This is a genomic window from Lysinibacillus sp. FSL L8-0126, assembly GCF_038630385.1.
Lineage (GTDB): Bacteria > Bacillota > Bacilli > Bacillales_A > Planococcaceae > Lysinibacillus > Lysinibacillus fusiformis_D.
Genome location: NZ_CP152028.1, coordinates 2538343 through 2553273, shown reverse-complemented (window position 1 = coordinate 2553273; position 14931 = coordinate 2538343). Strand labels below are relative to the sequence as shown.

16 protein-coding genes are annotated in these 14931 nt (G+C 38.3%); 4 read left to right on the top strand and 12 right to left on the bottom strand.

Annotation, left to right across the window (positions count from 1 at the left end):
* Positions 1-82 precede the first annotated feature (82 nt).
* From MHI34_RS12470 to MHI34_RS12445, 6 genes are all read right to left on the bottom strand, one after another.
* Entirely contained in the window at positions 83-1876 is a 1794-nt protein-coding gene (locus MHI34_RS12470; protein ID WP_342503503.1) for an assimilatory sulfite reductase (NADPH) flavoprotein subunit, read from the bottom strand.
* Positions 1877-1918: 42 nt separating this feature from the next.
* A complete protein-coding gene (locus tag MHI34_RS12465) occupies positions 1919-2068 on the bottom strand; it encodes a YezD family protein (RefSeq protein ID WP_080717104.1) in 150 nt (49 codons plus the stop codon).
* Positions 2068-2811 (bottom strand): sirohydrochlorin chelatase, encoded by a 744-nt coding sequence (locus MHI34_RS12460; protein WP_342503502.1) that lies wholly within the window; start codon positions 2809-2811, stop codon positions 2068-2070. Before MHI34_RS12460 ends, MHI34_RS12465 begins: the two co-directional genes overlap by 1 nt.
* Before the next feature lie 9 nt (positions 2812-2820).
* Positions 2821-3594, bottom strand: coding sequence for a uroporphyrinogen-III C-methyltransferase (gene cobA, locus MHI34_RS12455; RefSeq protein ID WP_058844845.1), 774 nt, complete (start codon positions 3592-3594; stop codon positions 2821-2823).
* A 298-nt stretch (positions 3595-3892) separates the two neighbouring features.
* Positions 3893-4096 (bottom strand): hypothetical protein, encoded by a 204-nt coding sequence (locus MHI34_RS12450; RefSeq protein ID WP_036119794.1) that lies wholly within the window; start codon positions 4094-4096, stop codon positions 3893-3895.
* Between the two features lie 134 nt (positions 4097-4230).
* The gene (locus tag MHI34_RS12445) at positions 4231-5739 is read right to left on the bottom strand and encodes a leucyl aminopeptidase (protein WP_036119791.1); all 1509 of its coding nucleotides are present in this window, start codon (positions 5737-5739) and stop codon (positions 4231-4233) included.
* Positions 5740-5822: 83 nt separating this feature from the next.
* Between MHI34_RS12445 and MHI34_RS12440 the strand changes: the two genes are divergently transcribed.
* The gene (locus tag MHI34_RS12440; RefSeq protein ID WP_342503501.1) at positions 5823-6347 is read left to right on the top strand and encodes a divergent PAP2 family protein; all 525 of its coding nucleotides are present in this window, start codon (positions 5823-5825) and stop codon (positions 6345-6347) included.
* 90 nt (positions 6348-6437) lie between these two features.
* Here MHI34_RS12440 and MHI34_RS12435 read toward each other — a convergent pair whose 3' ends face one another.
* The 5 genes from MHI34_RS12435 to MHI34_RS12415 form a co-directional block, all read right to left on the bottom strand.
* Positions 6438-6767: a YuiB family protein gene (locus MHI34_RS12435; RefSeq protein ID WP_036119784.1), complete on the bottom strand. Its 330-nt coding sequence runs from the start codon at positions 6765-6767 to the stop codon at positions 6438-6440.
* 305 nt (positions 6768-7072) lie between these two features.
* Positions 7073-8866: a carbon starvation protein A gene (locus MHI34_RS12430; protein WP_342503500.1), complete on the bottom strand. Its 1794-nt coding sequence runs from the start codon at positions 8864-8866 to the stop codon at positions 7073-7075.
* 118 nt (positions 8867-8984) lie between these two features.
* On the bottom strand, positions 8985-9722 hold the full coding sequence (locus tag MHI34_RS12425; RefSeq protein ID WP_338651801.1) for a LytTR family DNA-binding domain-containing protein: 738 nt from the start codon (positions 9720-9722) through the stop codon (positions 8985-8987).
* A 6-nt stretch (positions 9723-9728) separates the two neighbouring features.
* Positions 9729-11480 carry a sensor histidine kinase gene (locus MHI34_RS12420; RefSeq protein WP_058844841.1) on the bottom strand — a complete coding sequence of 584 codons (1752 nt, stop codon included), beginning with the start codon at positions 11478-11480 and terminating at the stop codon, positions 9729-9731.
* A 24-nt stretch (positions 11481-11504) separates the two neighbouring features.
* Complete coding sequence (locus MHI34_RS12415) at positions 11505-12002, bottom strand: NUDIX hydrolase (RefSeq protein WP_058844840.1); 498 nt, start codon at positions 12000-12002, stop codon at positions 11505-11507.
* 169 nt (positions 12003-12171) lie between these two features.
* Between MHI34_RS12415 and MHI34_RS12410 the strand changes: the two genes are divergently transcribed.
* Positions 12172-12723, top strand: a complete 552-nt coding sequence (locus tag MHI34_RS12410; protein ID WP_342503499.1) for a hypothetical protein — start codon at positions 12172-12174, stop codon at positions 12721-12723.
* 211 nt (positions 12724-12934) lie between these two features.
* A complete protein-coding gene (locus tag MHI34_RS12405; protein WP_342504467.1) occupies positions 12935-13456 on the top strand; it encodes a GNAT family N-acetyltransferase in 522 nt (173 codons plus the stop codon).
* Positions 13457-13668: 212 nt separating this feature from the next.
* Here MHI34_RS12405 and MHI34_RS12400 read toward each other — a convergent pair whose 3' ends face one another.
* Positions 13669-14043 carry an iron-sulfur cluster assembly accessory protein gene (locus MHI34_RS12400; RefSeq protein ID WP_036119760.1) on the bottom strand — a complete coding sequence of 125 codons (375 nt, stop codon included), beginning with the start codon at positions 14041-14043 and terminating at the stop codon, positions 13669-13671.
* A gap of 186 nt (positions 14044-14229) precedes the next feature.
* On the opposite strand from MHI34_RS12400, the gene MHI34_RS12395 reads away from it, so the two are divergent.
* Positions 14230-14922 carry a DUF2225 domain-containing protein gene (locus MHI34_RS12395; protein WP_342503498.1) on the top strand — a complete coding sequence of 231 codons (693 nt, stop codon included), beginning with the start codon at positions 14230-14232 and terminating at the stop codon, positions 14920-14922.
* Positions 14923-14931: the final 9 nt, after the last annotated feature.

The following is a 14931-nucleotide window of genomic DNA, read 5'->3' as shown; positions in this document are numbered from 1 at the left end:
TTCCATCTGGGGCTGTGCTTTTTAGCTAAGGTACGAGCCTCACTAGAGGAATCATTTGCTAAAGAACTCATGCTAAATACAGTTAGTAAACGTCACGTTGGTAGCGTTTCTGCTGTTTTAATTCATTCACAATGATTTTTGCTTCCTCTGGTGTTTTCTGCCCTTGCTGCTCAATGATGTGATGAATGGTTGCATCCACATCAGCTGCCATCGACTGTTTATCACCACACACATAAATGACAGCACCCTGCTCAAGCCATTCATAAAAGCTCGCCGCATTTTCTTGTAATTTATGCTGAACATATACTTTTTGGTCGGTATCTCGTGAAAAGGCTACATGCATTTGGCTTAATGTGCCCGATGCAAGCCAACGTTGCCAATCCGTTTGATAAAGAAAGTCCGTAACAAAATGCTGGTCGCCAAAAATAAGCCACGCTTTCCCCTCAATCCCTAACTCTTCTCGCTCCTCTAGGAAAGCTCGATACGGGGCAACTCCTGTACCTGCTCCAATCATAATAATTGGCGTATCTTCATTCTCTGGTAATCTGAAGTTCGGGTTTTTATGAACATAGATTGGTAATGTATCACCAATTTGAACGTGTTCTGCTACACTGCCAGAACAAACACCCAAACGTTTTCTGCCAGCTGTCTCGTAGCTAACCTTTCCAATGGTTAAATGAACTTCTTCGTTATTGGCCTTTTGGCTACTAGCGATGGAATAAAGTCGTGCTGGAATTTTACGTAGCATCTCTACAAATTGCTGAGCACTCCATGTAAATGGTGCAAAATCCTTTACCACATCAAGTAAATCTCTACCTTTTGCATAGCCCTTCCAAGCATTCGGTTCCTCAAATAGCTTTAAAAATTGTTGATGCTCTGTATAAGCACCTATTTTTTCGAGTAAAGGCCTAGATAACACCGTAATCTCTAATTTTTTCTGTAACGCATCCCTCAATGCTACCGTTTCCTCAAAAACAGTCACTTCCGTTTCTGGATTGAATTGAAGGGCTGCCAGCAATGTATGGACTAATTGCTCATCATTCTCTGGCAGAATGCCAATGCTATCTCCAGGTTCAAAATGAAAATGAGCTCCCTCAATTGATAATTCAAGATGACGTGTCTCTTTATTCGAGCCACGACCATTTAAATTCAGATTTTCAAGTACTTCAGCGTAAAATGGATTTTTTCTTGAATATGTAGATTCTTCTAGTAGTTGCGTGTCTTCGTTTGATGTTGAAGTAGACCCTACAGCAGTTGCTTGCTGCAGAAATTTTTGTTGAACTGCTGAGAACCATTGTGCAGCTGCGTCGTCATAATCCACATCACAATCAGTTCGGGGAACCATTCTTGTTGCACCTAATTTGGCGAATTGCTCATCGAAATCCTTCCCCGTTTTACAGAAAAATTCATAGGAGCTATCCCCTAAAGCAAGGACCGAATACTGTAGATGCTCTAGCTTAGGTGCGCGCTTACTGTGCAAAAACTCATAGAATTGTATCGCTTGATCTGGTGGATCACCTTCCCCATGTGTACTAACAATCAGTAAAAGATTTGTTATCTTTTTTAAATTAGTTGCTTTAAATTTTCCTAATGATGAGATAGTAACCTCTACATGTTGAGCTTTTAAAGCGGCTGCATATTTTTCAGCTAACCCTTGACTATTGCCTGTTTGAGAGCCATATAAAATGGTCATTGTTTGGGTAATGGGTTGGGCTGCTGGTGTTGGCTGTTCCTCATTTGCCTCCAATGTTGCTAGTGGTGCACTTAAATAACCGTTAAGCCAAATTTTTTGTTCGGTTGTTAATTTAGGAAGAAGCTCATTTAATAACTTCACCTGCTCTTCATTAAATGGACTGTTTATTACTTGCAATTTCAATCTTTGCCACCTCACGAATCATCATCATTTCATTTTTTTAGATTATCGAAGCCTGATCTTTTCCTTTTTTTCGATTTGAACCACGTACGCATTTTGTACAATCAATGTAATTGATCCGTGGTTCACAGTATTTAACATTTGGCGGACATTCTCTAATGCTAGATTTACGTTTTCAGCTCTTTTATCTACCATTACGAAACACCTTCCTCTTTAAAATGTAATAATTCATCAATACGTTCCACTAACACCTTTTTCACATTGTCATCGTAGCCTAGGCTTTCACAAAGCACGATATCTTGACTGTCAAAACTCTGTATTCGCTTGGCAATACTTTGCCTTAAAATACCTGTAAATAATAAATACGGTACAATAAAGACTTGCCGTTGCTTCCCTTTTTCTTGTTGGAGCCAGTCTTCAAAAGTCGGTCCCATCCCATATAAAAAGCATGTATCAACAACTTTATAGTGGTATTTAGTACGTAACTTTGCTGCAATTTTTGCTAGATCTCTTTTGACGGCTGAATCACTACTCCCACGCCCTATGAGTAAAACACTTGCGTCAAACTTAGGTTGCTGTTTTTCTATTATCCTAGCTTGTAATGAGTCAATTAATCGTTCATGGATTCCAAGAGGCTCACCATAAGTAAACTTTACAGATGGATATTGCTTTTGAGCTTTTGCCACTTCTTTCGGAATATCTTGTTTGGCGTGTTGGGCAGCTAGTAGTAGAATGGGCATCACTGCAATCGCTGTTGCACCTTTTCGAATACAACTCTCAATTCCTTCAGCAATGGTCGGTGTTGCAAGCTCCAAAAAGCAGATTTCTTGAATGGATACATGAACTTCCTGCTGCACGCGTTGAAGAAACGTTACGGCCTGCTCTACGCCTGCCTTGACTCGGCTGCCGTGTGCAATATATAAAATTGCTTGCATCATTCCACATCCTTACCTCGTTATTTGGACTGGCTGTGGCGTGTTATGCTCAAACCATTGAATTGTTTCTCTTAGTGTCACAACTTTCCCTACTAATATGATGCTAGGGTTTTGAATAGTTTCCGTACACACAATTTCTTCAATTGTAGCTAAAGTACCCGTAACGGTTTGTTGCTTTGTGGCTAATGTGCCCCAATGAATAACAGCCACAGGCGTATTTTCATCACGGCCATATTTGAGTAATTGCTGACGAATGTATGGCAGATTACCAACCCCCATATAAATGGCAATCGTGTCAATTCCCTTCGCAAGACTTTCCCAACGTATCGCATCTTCTTTCCCATCCTGCATATGCCCCGTAACCATGGCAAAACTTGAACCTAATGCCCGATGTGTAACAGGAATGCCTGCATACGCTGGCGCTGCTATACCTGAAGTAATGCCAGGTACAATTTCAAATGGAATCTGATGCTTAGCTAGTACCTCAGCTTCCTCAGCCCCTCTACCAAAGACAAACGGATCTCCTCCTTTTAATCTTGTTACGACATACCCTTGCTGTGCATAACTGACAAGAGTCTGGTTGATCTGCTCTTGAATCATTGCATGCTGTTGTGGTAATTTCCCACAAAAAATCAATTTAGCGTCTTGCTTGGCATAATCCAATAGCTCTTTATTAATGAGTCTGTCATATAAAATAATGTCAGCACATTCAATACAACGTAATCCTTTGACCGTAATGAGGTCAACATCTCCAGGACCTGCACCTACGATATAAACTTTCCCCATTCCGTTTCACTCCTTCTATCCTCTATTTATAGTGGAGGGAGTCTTCTGTACCTGGTGGTTCAAAAAACACTTATTGAATCAAGATAATAAAAGAGGCCAATATTATCCTTAGGCACAACAATGCCTATGAACAATAAAAGCCTCTAGTTTGCTAGTCAGCCACCTATTTAATTCTTAGTAATATAATAAGAATAATAAATAATTTAGTATATTCTGTCAACACCCAATTTGCTACTTCGTAAGGCACAACAAAAACCAGTTGCCGATTATAGGGCAACTGGTTGATCGTTTTATGTGCTTACCAAGGTCTGCGATACCGTGGACCTGGTCGAAAATATGGACCTGGCTGATATGGTCGATAGTTTGGATAATATGGATTATAAGGATATTGATTAAATTGAGAGCCAAGGAAACTTCCTAAAAAACCACCGAAAAACGGTGCACCAAATGGCCAAATAAAGCCTCCAAATCCTCCTCCTGGGTAACCTCCGAAATTGCGCATATGCTACCTCCCTTTTTACTCTATCGTATGAAGGAAGATACATCTATCATATGTAGAATGCCTATTCTATCGGGATTAGTGCTTAAATCACAAAAAATCAGCGAGAACAAATTCCCGCTGATTGCCATTCTCTCTTACTTTTCTTCCCCTAAACGTTGAACAAAATTCGCAAGCGTACGTACCATAACCCCAGTACCGCCTTTAGGCCCTAAATCATGTATAGCCACTGCATCAGATGTGCCAGCAATATCTAAATGAATCCATGGCGTATCGCCAACAAATTCGCCTACAAAGCCTCCACCGAAAATCATATGACCATCACGACCTGGAGAGTTGTTTAAATCAGCTACATCTGATTTACGAATTCGTTTTTTATCATTCTCTGTTAAAGGCATACGCCAAACAAATTCATCTGTCTCATTTGCAGCTTCCATAAATGCTGCGAAAAATGCATCATCATTCGCAAGAGCACCTGTTTTATCCATACCTAGCGCAGTAATGACGCCTCCAGTTAAAGTAGCAACATCAATCAGTGATGTAGCACCTTGCTGTTTAGCATATGTAGTTGCATCTGCCAGAACTAAACGTCCTTCTGCATCCGTGTTTAAGACTTCAACCGTTTTCCCACTATACGTAGTAATCACATCATCTGGTTTAAATGCTGTATCAGATACCATGTTATCTGTAGAACCGATAACAGCTACAACATTTTTATTTGGACGTAATTCACCGATAATTTTCATCGCTCCAAGCACAGCTGCTGCGCCGCCCATATCGCCTTTCATACCGACCATTGAGTCTTTTGGCTTTAAAGAATATCCACCTGTATCATACGTTACCCCTTTACCGACAAGGCCAATTGGATCTTCAAAATCTTCAGTCGCTTTATATTTTAAAGTAATTAATCGTGGTTCTTCATATGAGCCTTGGTTAACACTTAAAATACCGCCCATACCTAGTTCCTCTAATTGAGCTTTACCTAAAATCTCTACTTCAAAATCATACTCTACTGCAAGTGATTGTGCATAATTGGCTAAATCAGTTGCTGTTAGTAGATTTGGTGGTAGATTAATTAAACTACGAGCTTCATTGACAGCATCCGCATAAATTACACCTACTTCAAAGCTAGCCACAACCTCATCTATATCCTCTGACATTGTCACAAGATGAACAGCATTAATACGTTTATCTACTTCGTTTGAAGTTGTTTTGTAATGAGGAATAGCATAATAGCCAAGTCCAATTCCTTCTCCTGCTAAAAACGCTACATCTGTAGTTGCAATTGAATCTGTTGTAAATGATTCAAGCCAAATGGAATACTCTTTTGCCTTTAAAGCTTTTAATTCTTTTCCTACTAAACCAAATGCTGCGCGAATATCACCTTCTGTTAAGTTTTTACGCTCGTCCAGGCCTACAAATAAAATACGTTTAAGGTTCGCATGGTCTTTCACAAATGGCAATTTCGTTAGTTTCTTTAATTCTGTTGATACGTCCCCAGCACTAATCCACGTATCAAGTGATTCACCGTAAAAAGATGAAAAGCTTGTCCAATCCTGCATTTGTTCACGATGTTTTGTGACTCCCACCACTAATAGTTCTGTAGAAATCGTTTCAAATGTTTTTGCTTCTTTTACAATATGCATGTAAATTCCTCCATTCCATATACTATTATAACGAAGTTTCTGAAAAGTACGTAATATTTGCCTGTATCTTCTTTTAGAAAATAATGAATGTTATAATAAAAGCAATTATTTGCAAAGGTTGTGATGAATTGAGTTTACTTCAAAATACCCCATTACTAATTGCCCTCTTTGCCGTTCTCTTTGCACAGTTTGTCAAAATCCCCATCCATTTTTTAATGACTAGACAAGTGAATTGGAGCCTGTTTACCTCGACGGGTGGTATGCCTAGCTCTCACTCTGCCTCAGTCACTGGACTGGCAACCTCGATTGCTTATGAGACGGGGTTGGAATCCCCTATTTTTGCAGTAGCCGCTATGTTTTCCATTATTGTGATGTACGATGCCAGTGGTGTTCGTTACCAAGCAGGACAGCATGCCGCTATATTAAATCAGCTGCGCAAGGACTTCCAAACATTGCTCCATGATTTAAAAAAATGGCCTCAGATGGATGGGCAGGAGAAAATGGAGGAATTAAAAACATTATTAGGTCATAAACGAAGCGAAGTATTTTTTGGGGCTCTCACAGGTATTTTTATCGCCATCATAACCTACGAGTTTTTCATATTATAAGCAATAAAAACACATCCTCTAGAGGGAGGTTGTGTTTTTTTGTATAAAAAAAGTATTCTTCCTTCGATTGAAAGAAGAATACTCAGCAAGTTAGAACATTCGATATCCACTTTTTCGTAAATAAATCATCACGATACCTGCCACAATGGAACCCGCAAATCCACCTGATAAAATAGCAATATCTACAAACTGTAGCGCCTGTAATTTATCGATTAGTGCTGGGAATGCAGAACCTGGCTTAAAAATATAATCTAAGAAGCTTACTTCATCTACAATAAAGATGACAACGATTGGATACACAATCGACATTAACCATGTCATACGTAACAGCATATTTAACAAAAATCCGATACCAAAGAACATGACGAAAAATAACAATATTGAAATGATTAACTGTACTAATGAAACTGGACCATCCATGTATGTATAACCTCCGTTTTCCTCTCATTAGTTTACATGATTACGACAACGCTTTCAATGAACATATCCTTGTTTTCGCTTGTTCGACATATTTAGTTAATCTTTCAGTTATCGCGGATTTTTGCAGGTATTCTTTCTCTTAACAAGAGTATTTCTTTGTCTTCCGCGAGTATTCCTCCTCCTATCGAGAGTATTTCCCTGTCTTCCGCGAGTATTCCCTCCTTCATCGCGGGTATTTTCCCGCTTTTATCATCAAAAAACTATTGAAGATAGGGCTTCTAATCTTCAATAGTTTTACTGTTTCTTTATGAAGCTGTTTGAGCTAGCAAGAACTTCGGTGATTTCCAAAGCTGTGCCCATTTTTTAAAGGCTGTGATGACGATTAATAAACCGAGCATCAGCATAATAACGGATAAGATGCCATTTAACATATTGAAGCCTGCAGCTGCTGGATTCCAATACACATTTTTAATCATCCAATAGCCTGCAACATTGACAGTGACGTATAAATAAGCCAATGGAATAAAGCATGTTAACGCATAAACTCGCTTATCTGCCACCTTCAATACCATCGTCACTCCACATACTAAACCAATAGCTGCCATCAGTTGATTGGATACACCAAATAATACCCAAATGGAGCTAATATCCCCCGAATACAATAAATAGCCCCACATAAAGCAGGCGAGTGCACTGGCAAAAATTGTACCCGGTACCCAATTGGTACGCTTCAATGGTTTATAAACATTGCCACCAAAGTCTTGAATCAAATAGCGAGCTACTCTCGTTCCTGCGTCAATAGCTGTTAGAATAAAGACAGCCTCAAACATTATTACAAATTGATAGAAATAAGAAGATAACTCTGCGAACCAAGGAATGCCTGTAAAGATATCTGTCATTCCAACAGCCAAGGTTACAGCGCCTCCTGTTCGTCCCTCTAAATCCATGCCAATGCTTTGAGACAAGGCTTGTAAATGAACAGGCTCCATCCCTAATGTGGCAAATACAGCTGGTGCTGAATTAATCGCAAAATAGTCTGCTGGATGAAGGGCTGTAGCTGCAATCAAGGCCATCACGCCTACTAATGACTCTACTAACATTGCGCCAAAGCCAACAATACGAATATCTTCCCAACGATCAATCATTTTAGGCGTCGTTCCTGAGCCTACAAAAGCATGGAAGCCTGAAATAGCTCCGCAGGCAATCGTAATAGACACAAATGGCCATACAGGACCTGCAATTACTGGGCCACCGCCATGAATAAATTCTGTTAACGGCGGGAACTGAATAGCAGGATTGACAAAGAAAACGCCAATAATTAATGCAATAAATACACCAATCTTCATGAAACTACTTAAATAATCACGTGGGGCTAGTAATAGCCATACAGGCAAAGCAGCGGCTAAAAAGGCATAAATCGGTAAGATAATAGCTAATGTATCACGGTCAAACGTTAAAAATTCACCAAATGCTGTACCTTGAATAAGTGGCCCGATAAATACGCCAATCATCAATAAAATAAAGCCTACTGTGGATGTTAAAATTAAATTGCCTGTTTTTCGATAAGCAATCCCTACTAGTATCGCGATTGGAATAGTAATCCCTACCGCAAACGTTCCCCATGGATTACGTTCTAAAGCTCCTAACACCACCATTGAAAGACCTGCCATAGTAATCGTAATAATAAATAGCATCGCAAGGCCTGTACAGAAGCCAGCAATAGGACCAAGCTCCTCCTTCATCACTTCTGATAAGGATTTCCCTCCATGACGCATGGAAGCAAATAACACAACAGCATCATGGACAGCCCCACCAATTACCGCTCCTATTAATAACCATAGAAGTCCAGGTAAATACCCGAACTGTGCAGCTAAAATCGGTCCAACCAATGGTCCTGCGGCGGCAATCGCTGCAAAATGATGCCCAAAGGTTACCCATTTATTCGTCGGAACATAGTCCTTACCATCTTCCAAAGCATGCGCTGGCGTGGGCGTATCATCTTTTATTTTGAGTACCTTTTTTGTAAAGAATATGCCATACAAACGATAGCTAATCACCAAAACACAAATAGATCCTATCACAATTGTAATCGCATTCATGCAAACACCCCTTTTACTTTTTTCACATCATAGCAAAGGAATGTCCCCCATATTCATGAAATTAACTGAAATGTCAGAAATCAAAGTTGAAATGTCGTATTCTTCTATTGAAATGCAACTATTTTGATAGGTCAAAAATTTTCCGTACATCCTTCATATACAGCCTACTAACCGGAATTGAATGTCTGTTGTGCAATATTAAATTATATTTAGAACTACTCCAAGGCTCTAGTTCCACAATATGCTCTAAATTAACAATGAACGCACGATGGACACGCACAAAACCTTTTAAAGCCAGCTTCTTCTCTAACGCTGCCAATGACTCCGAAGCGAAAAATCTCCCTTGCTCTGTCACAACCACCGTTTTACTGTCCTCAGATGTACAATATAAAATATCCTGTATTTTCATTAATAAAATTCGATCGTTTACATAAACCGTTAATTTATCGAGCTTGTCCAACTGTGAAAACTTTATTTCTTCCATTGTTTTTACCTGGGCAGCTCTTTTTTTAGCTAATAGCTTTTCCACAGTAGCTTGTACTCTTTGTGCCTCAAATGGTTTCAAAATATAATCAAAGGCACTGACCTCAAATGCCTGTAATGCATATTCATCATAGGCTGTAGCAAAAATAATTTCGGGTCTTTGTGCATCTAACAGTAGTTGCTTAGCTAAATCGAGTCCATTCTTCATTCCTAACTCAATATCTAAAAATACACAATCTATCTGTTCATACTGTTTGCAAAAGTCCTCTAGATTTTCAGATTCGCCACAAACATTTACTAACGCTGTTTGCTCTAATAAATACCTCAACTCAGCGCGTGCCAACGGTTCATCATCCACAATATATACATTCAATCTTTTCTACTCCCATCTAGTCGCCTTTAGCGGCAGTTGAATCATTATTTTCGTTCCTACATCCAATGTACTCGCTATATGAAAATCTGCCTCTGTGCCGTAAATTTCATGAATGCGTTGGTAAATATTCCATAACGCCGTTCCTGTTCCTTGCTCCGATTGCATAATATGTTTACCGAGCTGTTTCACCTGTTCTTTTCTCATACCACAGCCATTATCTTCCGTTACTAGTACTAGCTTATCGTTCACTCGTTGTACTTTGACAAAAATCTTGCCTTCCTTGCGGTTTTTAAAGGCATGATAAATAGCATTTTCAACAAGAGGCTGTAATGTAAATGGAGGAATTTGCACATCAAAGAGTGTTTCATCCATCATAAATTCGACTTCGTAACGATTAGGAAATCTTGTTTGCTCAATGGATAAATAAGCCTCAACATGATCAATTTCATTTTTTAATGGAATGAGCATTTGCCGTGCGCCTTGCAAATTGCTTCTAAAAAATGTGCTTAGTTTGATCAATAGTGCTCTTGCCGCATCTGCATCTGTTCGGATCAAGCTCGAAATCGTGTTCAGACTATTAAAGAAGAAATGAGGATGAACTTGTGCCTGTAATGCTTTAATTTCAGCGTCTTTTAATAACTTTCGCTGTTGTTCAATTTCAGCATATTCGAGCTGTGAGGAGAATAGTCTACTTAAGCCCTCCGCAAGCTCCTTCTTCACTCCTGTTAAAGATTCTGCTTTCGTGAAATAGAGCTTTAAGCTTCCAACAGTGCGCTGCTGTACCATTAAAGGCAGAACAATGGCAGCGCTTAATGGGCAACCATCATGTGGACATTGAATCTCCTTTGCCGAAGTAGCCATTAAAATTTCGCCTTCCTTTAATACACGTTTCGTTAGAGCTGTCATAATTTCACGATGAATTAAATGATGATCCTCACCAACACCGACATGTGCCAATATGCCCTTTTTATCAGTAATAGCGACCGCCTCTACTTTTATTTCCCTTTTAATAATTTCAGCAACCGTTTGGCATGATTCTTCATTCAAACCCTTACGAAAATGCTCAATCGTTTGTTGGGCAATCGAAAAAGCTTGATGTGTTTGTAAAGCTTTTGTCCGTTCTTCCTCATCAATAAATGTTTTAATAATCATGAAAAATAAAAATATCCCAAAGGCATTCATCAAAATCATTGGCAGCGCAATTAACGATACTAACTGCAAAGCTTGCTCGAATGGCTTCGCGACTACTAAAATGACAATCATCTGAATCGTTTCCGCACAGATTCCAATAATGACAGCTTTCTTATAGGAAAAAGTTTGACGTATTTTGAAACGTTTGCTTAATCCACCTGTCATAAAGCCAGCAAGAATCGTCGAAACACCACAGGCTATCGCTGTAAAGCCCCCAAGTGTAATTCGGTGAACACCTGCAATAATCCCTACACAAACACCTACAAGGGGCCCACCAAAAATACCTGCAATGGCTACGCCGATTAACCTCGTATTAGCAATAGCCTCCTCAGCATTGATCGTACTATGTATCATCTGATTTAAAGGATGAATCGTACCGCTTTCAATTTTAATACCTGTATAGCTACTAATAATACATAAGCTACTAAAGATAATGATAAGCCATATTTTCTCCTTCTTTCCTTGCTCCTGAAACAGCTTCTCTCGAAAAAGTCTCCATCTGGACATTAAAAAGGCAAACACAATGATCAAACCGACTCGCTCCAGCATAAATAAAAATAACTCCATCATAGCCTTCCTCCTGAAGTCATATCATTTTTTAAAGAACAGTCGATAAGAGGTATAACCAAAAATATCGCCAGGATTAATCCCCTCTATCGCTTCTAATTGATGTTTTTCGAATTGATTGGATGCCATTTCTTTTAACATAACCGAGGTTGTTTCATCCTGTGCTAGCTCATGAGGATACAACCATTTGGCTTCTAGTATTTCTTTTTCCTGAATGCATACCTGTTGCTGCTCATCTAGCATATGACAATAAAAAATCGCCATATTATCACTAATGTCATCACGGATGACACCCGTTCTAAATCCAATTAAGCCTGATACACTGCAATCAATTCCTGTTTCTTCTTTGATTTCACGAATGACCGCCTCATCCACTGTTTCACCTGCGTTGACAAACCCTGCTGGCAATGACCAACGTCCTTTCAAGCCGCTATAAGCCTTTTTCACAACTAACCATTGTCCAAGCTCATTGACCGTAACACCTGATACACCCAACCATATTTTTCCTCGATCTTTTTTCATAACCTTCACCTCTATCTAACTATTATACCTGCTTGCTTTCAATGGAATGAAGCTTTTATTCAGAATTTTAAGACCAATCTTTATATACTATAAAAATGCGTATACATACCTTATTTGTAAATATGTTACACTTTCAATAACAAGGAAGTTTGATTTAGGAGGAGACCTTATGTTAAATGCACTCTCAGTGCGAGCAATGTACTTTATAACAGCACTTATGTTAGCAATATTAACTCCTTTTCTTGCCTTTTTTATGCCCTTAACTATATCGCATACATTTTATTTTAATAGGGATAATGTCGTACTGATTACACCTCCTAGCAACTTTATTATGCTTTTAATAGCCATCGGATTGATAGTATTAGCTTTGATTGTCCTCGGATTAAAAAGAAATCCATATATTTACGCCATTTCTTCTGCAATCATCTTAAGCAGCTTCGTATTAGGTTATTATTCTTTTTTAAGCTATAGCGCCATACAAAAGGATCAAATCGTTTTTCAACATTATCACAAACAAATTATTTATAAATGGCAAGATATAAATGAGGTTATCTACGAATATGAAATAGGCTCTGTAGGAACGTATTACTTTCAAACAACAAACAATGAACAATTTGTTATCGAGGAAAACGGACAATTTGGTCTCGATGAAAAAAGGGCCATTTACCAGCTAGCTATTTTAAATGAGGCAAAGTTTATTGAGCGTGAAAAATCTGATTAGCCCATGAAAAAGACTTCTTTCATTATCAATGAAAGAAGCGCTTTTCTTAGAACTGATTGTACATTAACTATTATTTCATTAAAGAGGGTCTCACCAATGTAAACATGTAAATTCCAATTTCCTGCTATCGGGAATTCCATTAAAGAAGGTAGATGTTAGTTTGGCTTAAGATAGGTAGAAATCCTACCTCAATGGAGAAAGGGAGATGAAAATGATTATTAAAATGACTCAAGATAATCTAAGGGATTTTAATAAAACAAACGACGGTTTTATGGTTTCAGGAAGGATTGTACCGACATATGCAAATAATATTTGGACATTCACAGAGGAAATATTTGCTGAGCCTTACTTCAAGAAATATGATGATAATGAAATGGACCTTCGTTACATAGAGGAAGTCGAGAAAGCTGTATTTTTTTATTATATTGAAAACAACTGTGTTGGGCAGATTAAGATGTGCTCTAATTGGAATGGATATGCACTTATTGAAGATATTGCTGTTGCAAAGGATTATAGAAAAAAGGGTGTTGGTACTGCCTTACTAAATAAAGCAATTGAGTGGGCAAAAGAAAAGAGCTTTTGTGGTCTCACTCTTGAAACACAGGATATCAATGTTTCAGCTTGTCATTTTTATGCCAAAAATCACTTTATAATAGGTGCAGTGGATACAATGCTTTATGCAAACTTTCCAACAGCAAATGAAATAGCGATTTTTTGGTATTATAAATTTTAGATTATTAGAATGCCCTGTTTCATTATATAAACGGGGCTTTCGTTTTAAATTTTTATGTTTGCAAACCATAGTAAAAGCCTCTTCAATTTGTTGTTATCCCAACATACAAATCAAAAAGGCTTGGTATCTATAACCCTAAACCGCTATTTTAGGGTTGTGTTCTTATTTTAAGGATTGTGTACACTTATCTATCAACTTCCTGATACAAGTTTTTATTCACAAACCTCAGGTGTACCTTCACGTTTAGCTGTTTTAAATGAAGTACCACAGCCACATGATGCAATAGCATTTGGATTATCAATTGTGAAGCCACCGCCCATTAGCGATTGTTTATAGTCAATTTTTGTTCCCATCAAAATCGGCGCATCTTCACGGGAAACAAGAATTGTTAAACCATGCTGTACATCTTCAAAGTCATCCTCTTTTTTCTCTTGATCAAAGTGCATGCCATAGGATAGTCCGCTACAGCCGCCACCGTTCACCACTACACGTAAAAAAGAACCTTGTTCTTCATTATGCTCCATCATTTCATTAATATGAAAGCCAGCAGCTTGTGTAACTTCAATTACTTTTTTTGTACTTGTCATCCCAATCACCTTCCTTCTTACGTATTATCATATCAATTTTGACCATTGTATGACAAACATTCAGCTTCAAGTCGATTTTTAGTCATAATTCTAATATTTTTCACATTTTTAGTATTTTTTATTCATGTTAATAAAAACTCTATTGGTATAATAGTTACAACGACTTCTTTGTAGGGGGGAATATATATGGAGATTTCACCATATTACGAAAAAAAAATTCAATGTTTGAATTGCAAAAAAGATTTTCCGACATTAAAGGTACGCTCTAAATTTATTAAAGTAGACCATACCGAAACAGATTTTCAACCGATCTATGCAGATGATGTCAATGCTCTTTATTACAACGTCTTTGTTTGCGAGCATTGCGGCTTCTCCTTTACAGAAGACTTTACAAAATATTTTGCACCAGGTATTCAAGATGAAATTCGTACACACATTACGGAAAAATGGGTGCACCATGATTTCAAGGGTGAACGCACCGTATTTCAAGCGATTCAAGCCTATAAGTTAGCTTTTCTTTGTGGGACAATTAAAAAAGAAAAAAATGTAGCGATTGCCGGATTAACTTTACGTCTTGCTTGGCTTTATCGTTCTTTGAACAATAGCGGACAAGAGGAACGTTTTTTGAAATTAGCACGTGATTATTATATGGAATCTTACTCAACTGAGGATTATAGTTCAACACAAATGTCAGCTGTCCGCATCATGTATATGATTGCTGAATTATCCAGACGCATTGGAGATATTGAAAATGCCACACGTTTCTTTTCAAGAGTCATTGAAAAACAAAGTGCTGGGGGCGAAGCAAAAATTGTGGATATGGCGAAAGAGCAATGGGCCATTATACGTGAAGAGAAAGAACATGCACGCCATGTATAGCTGAAAAAA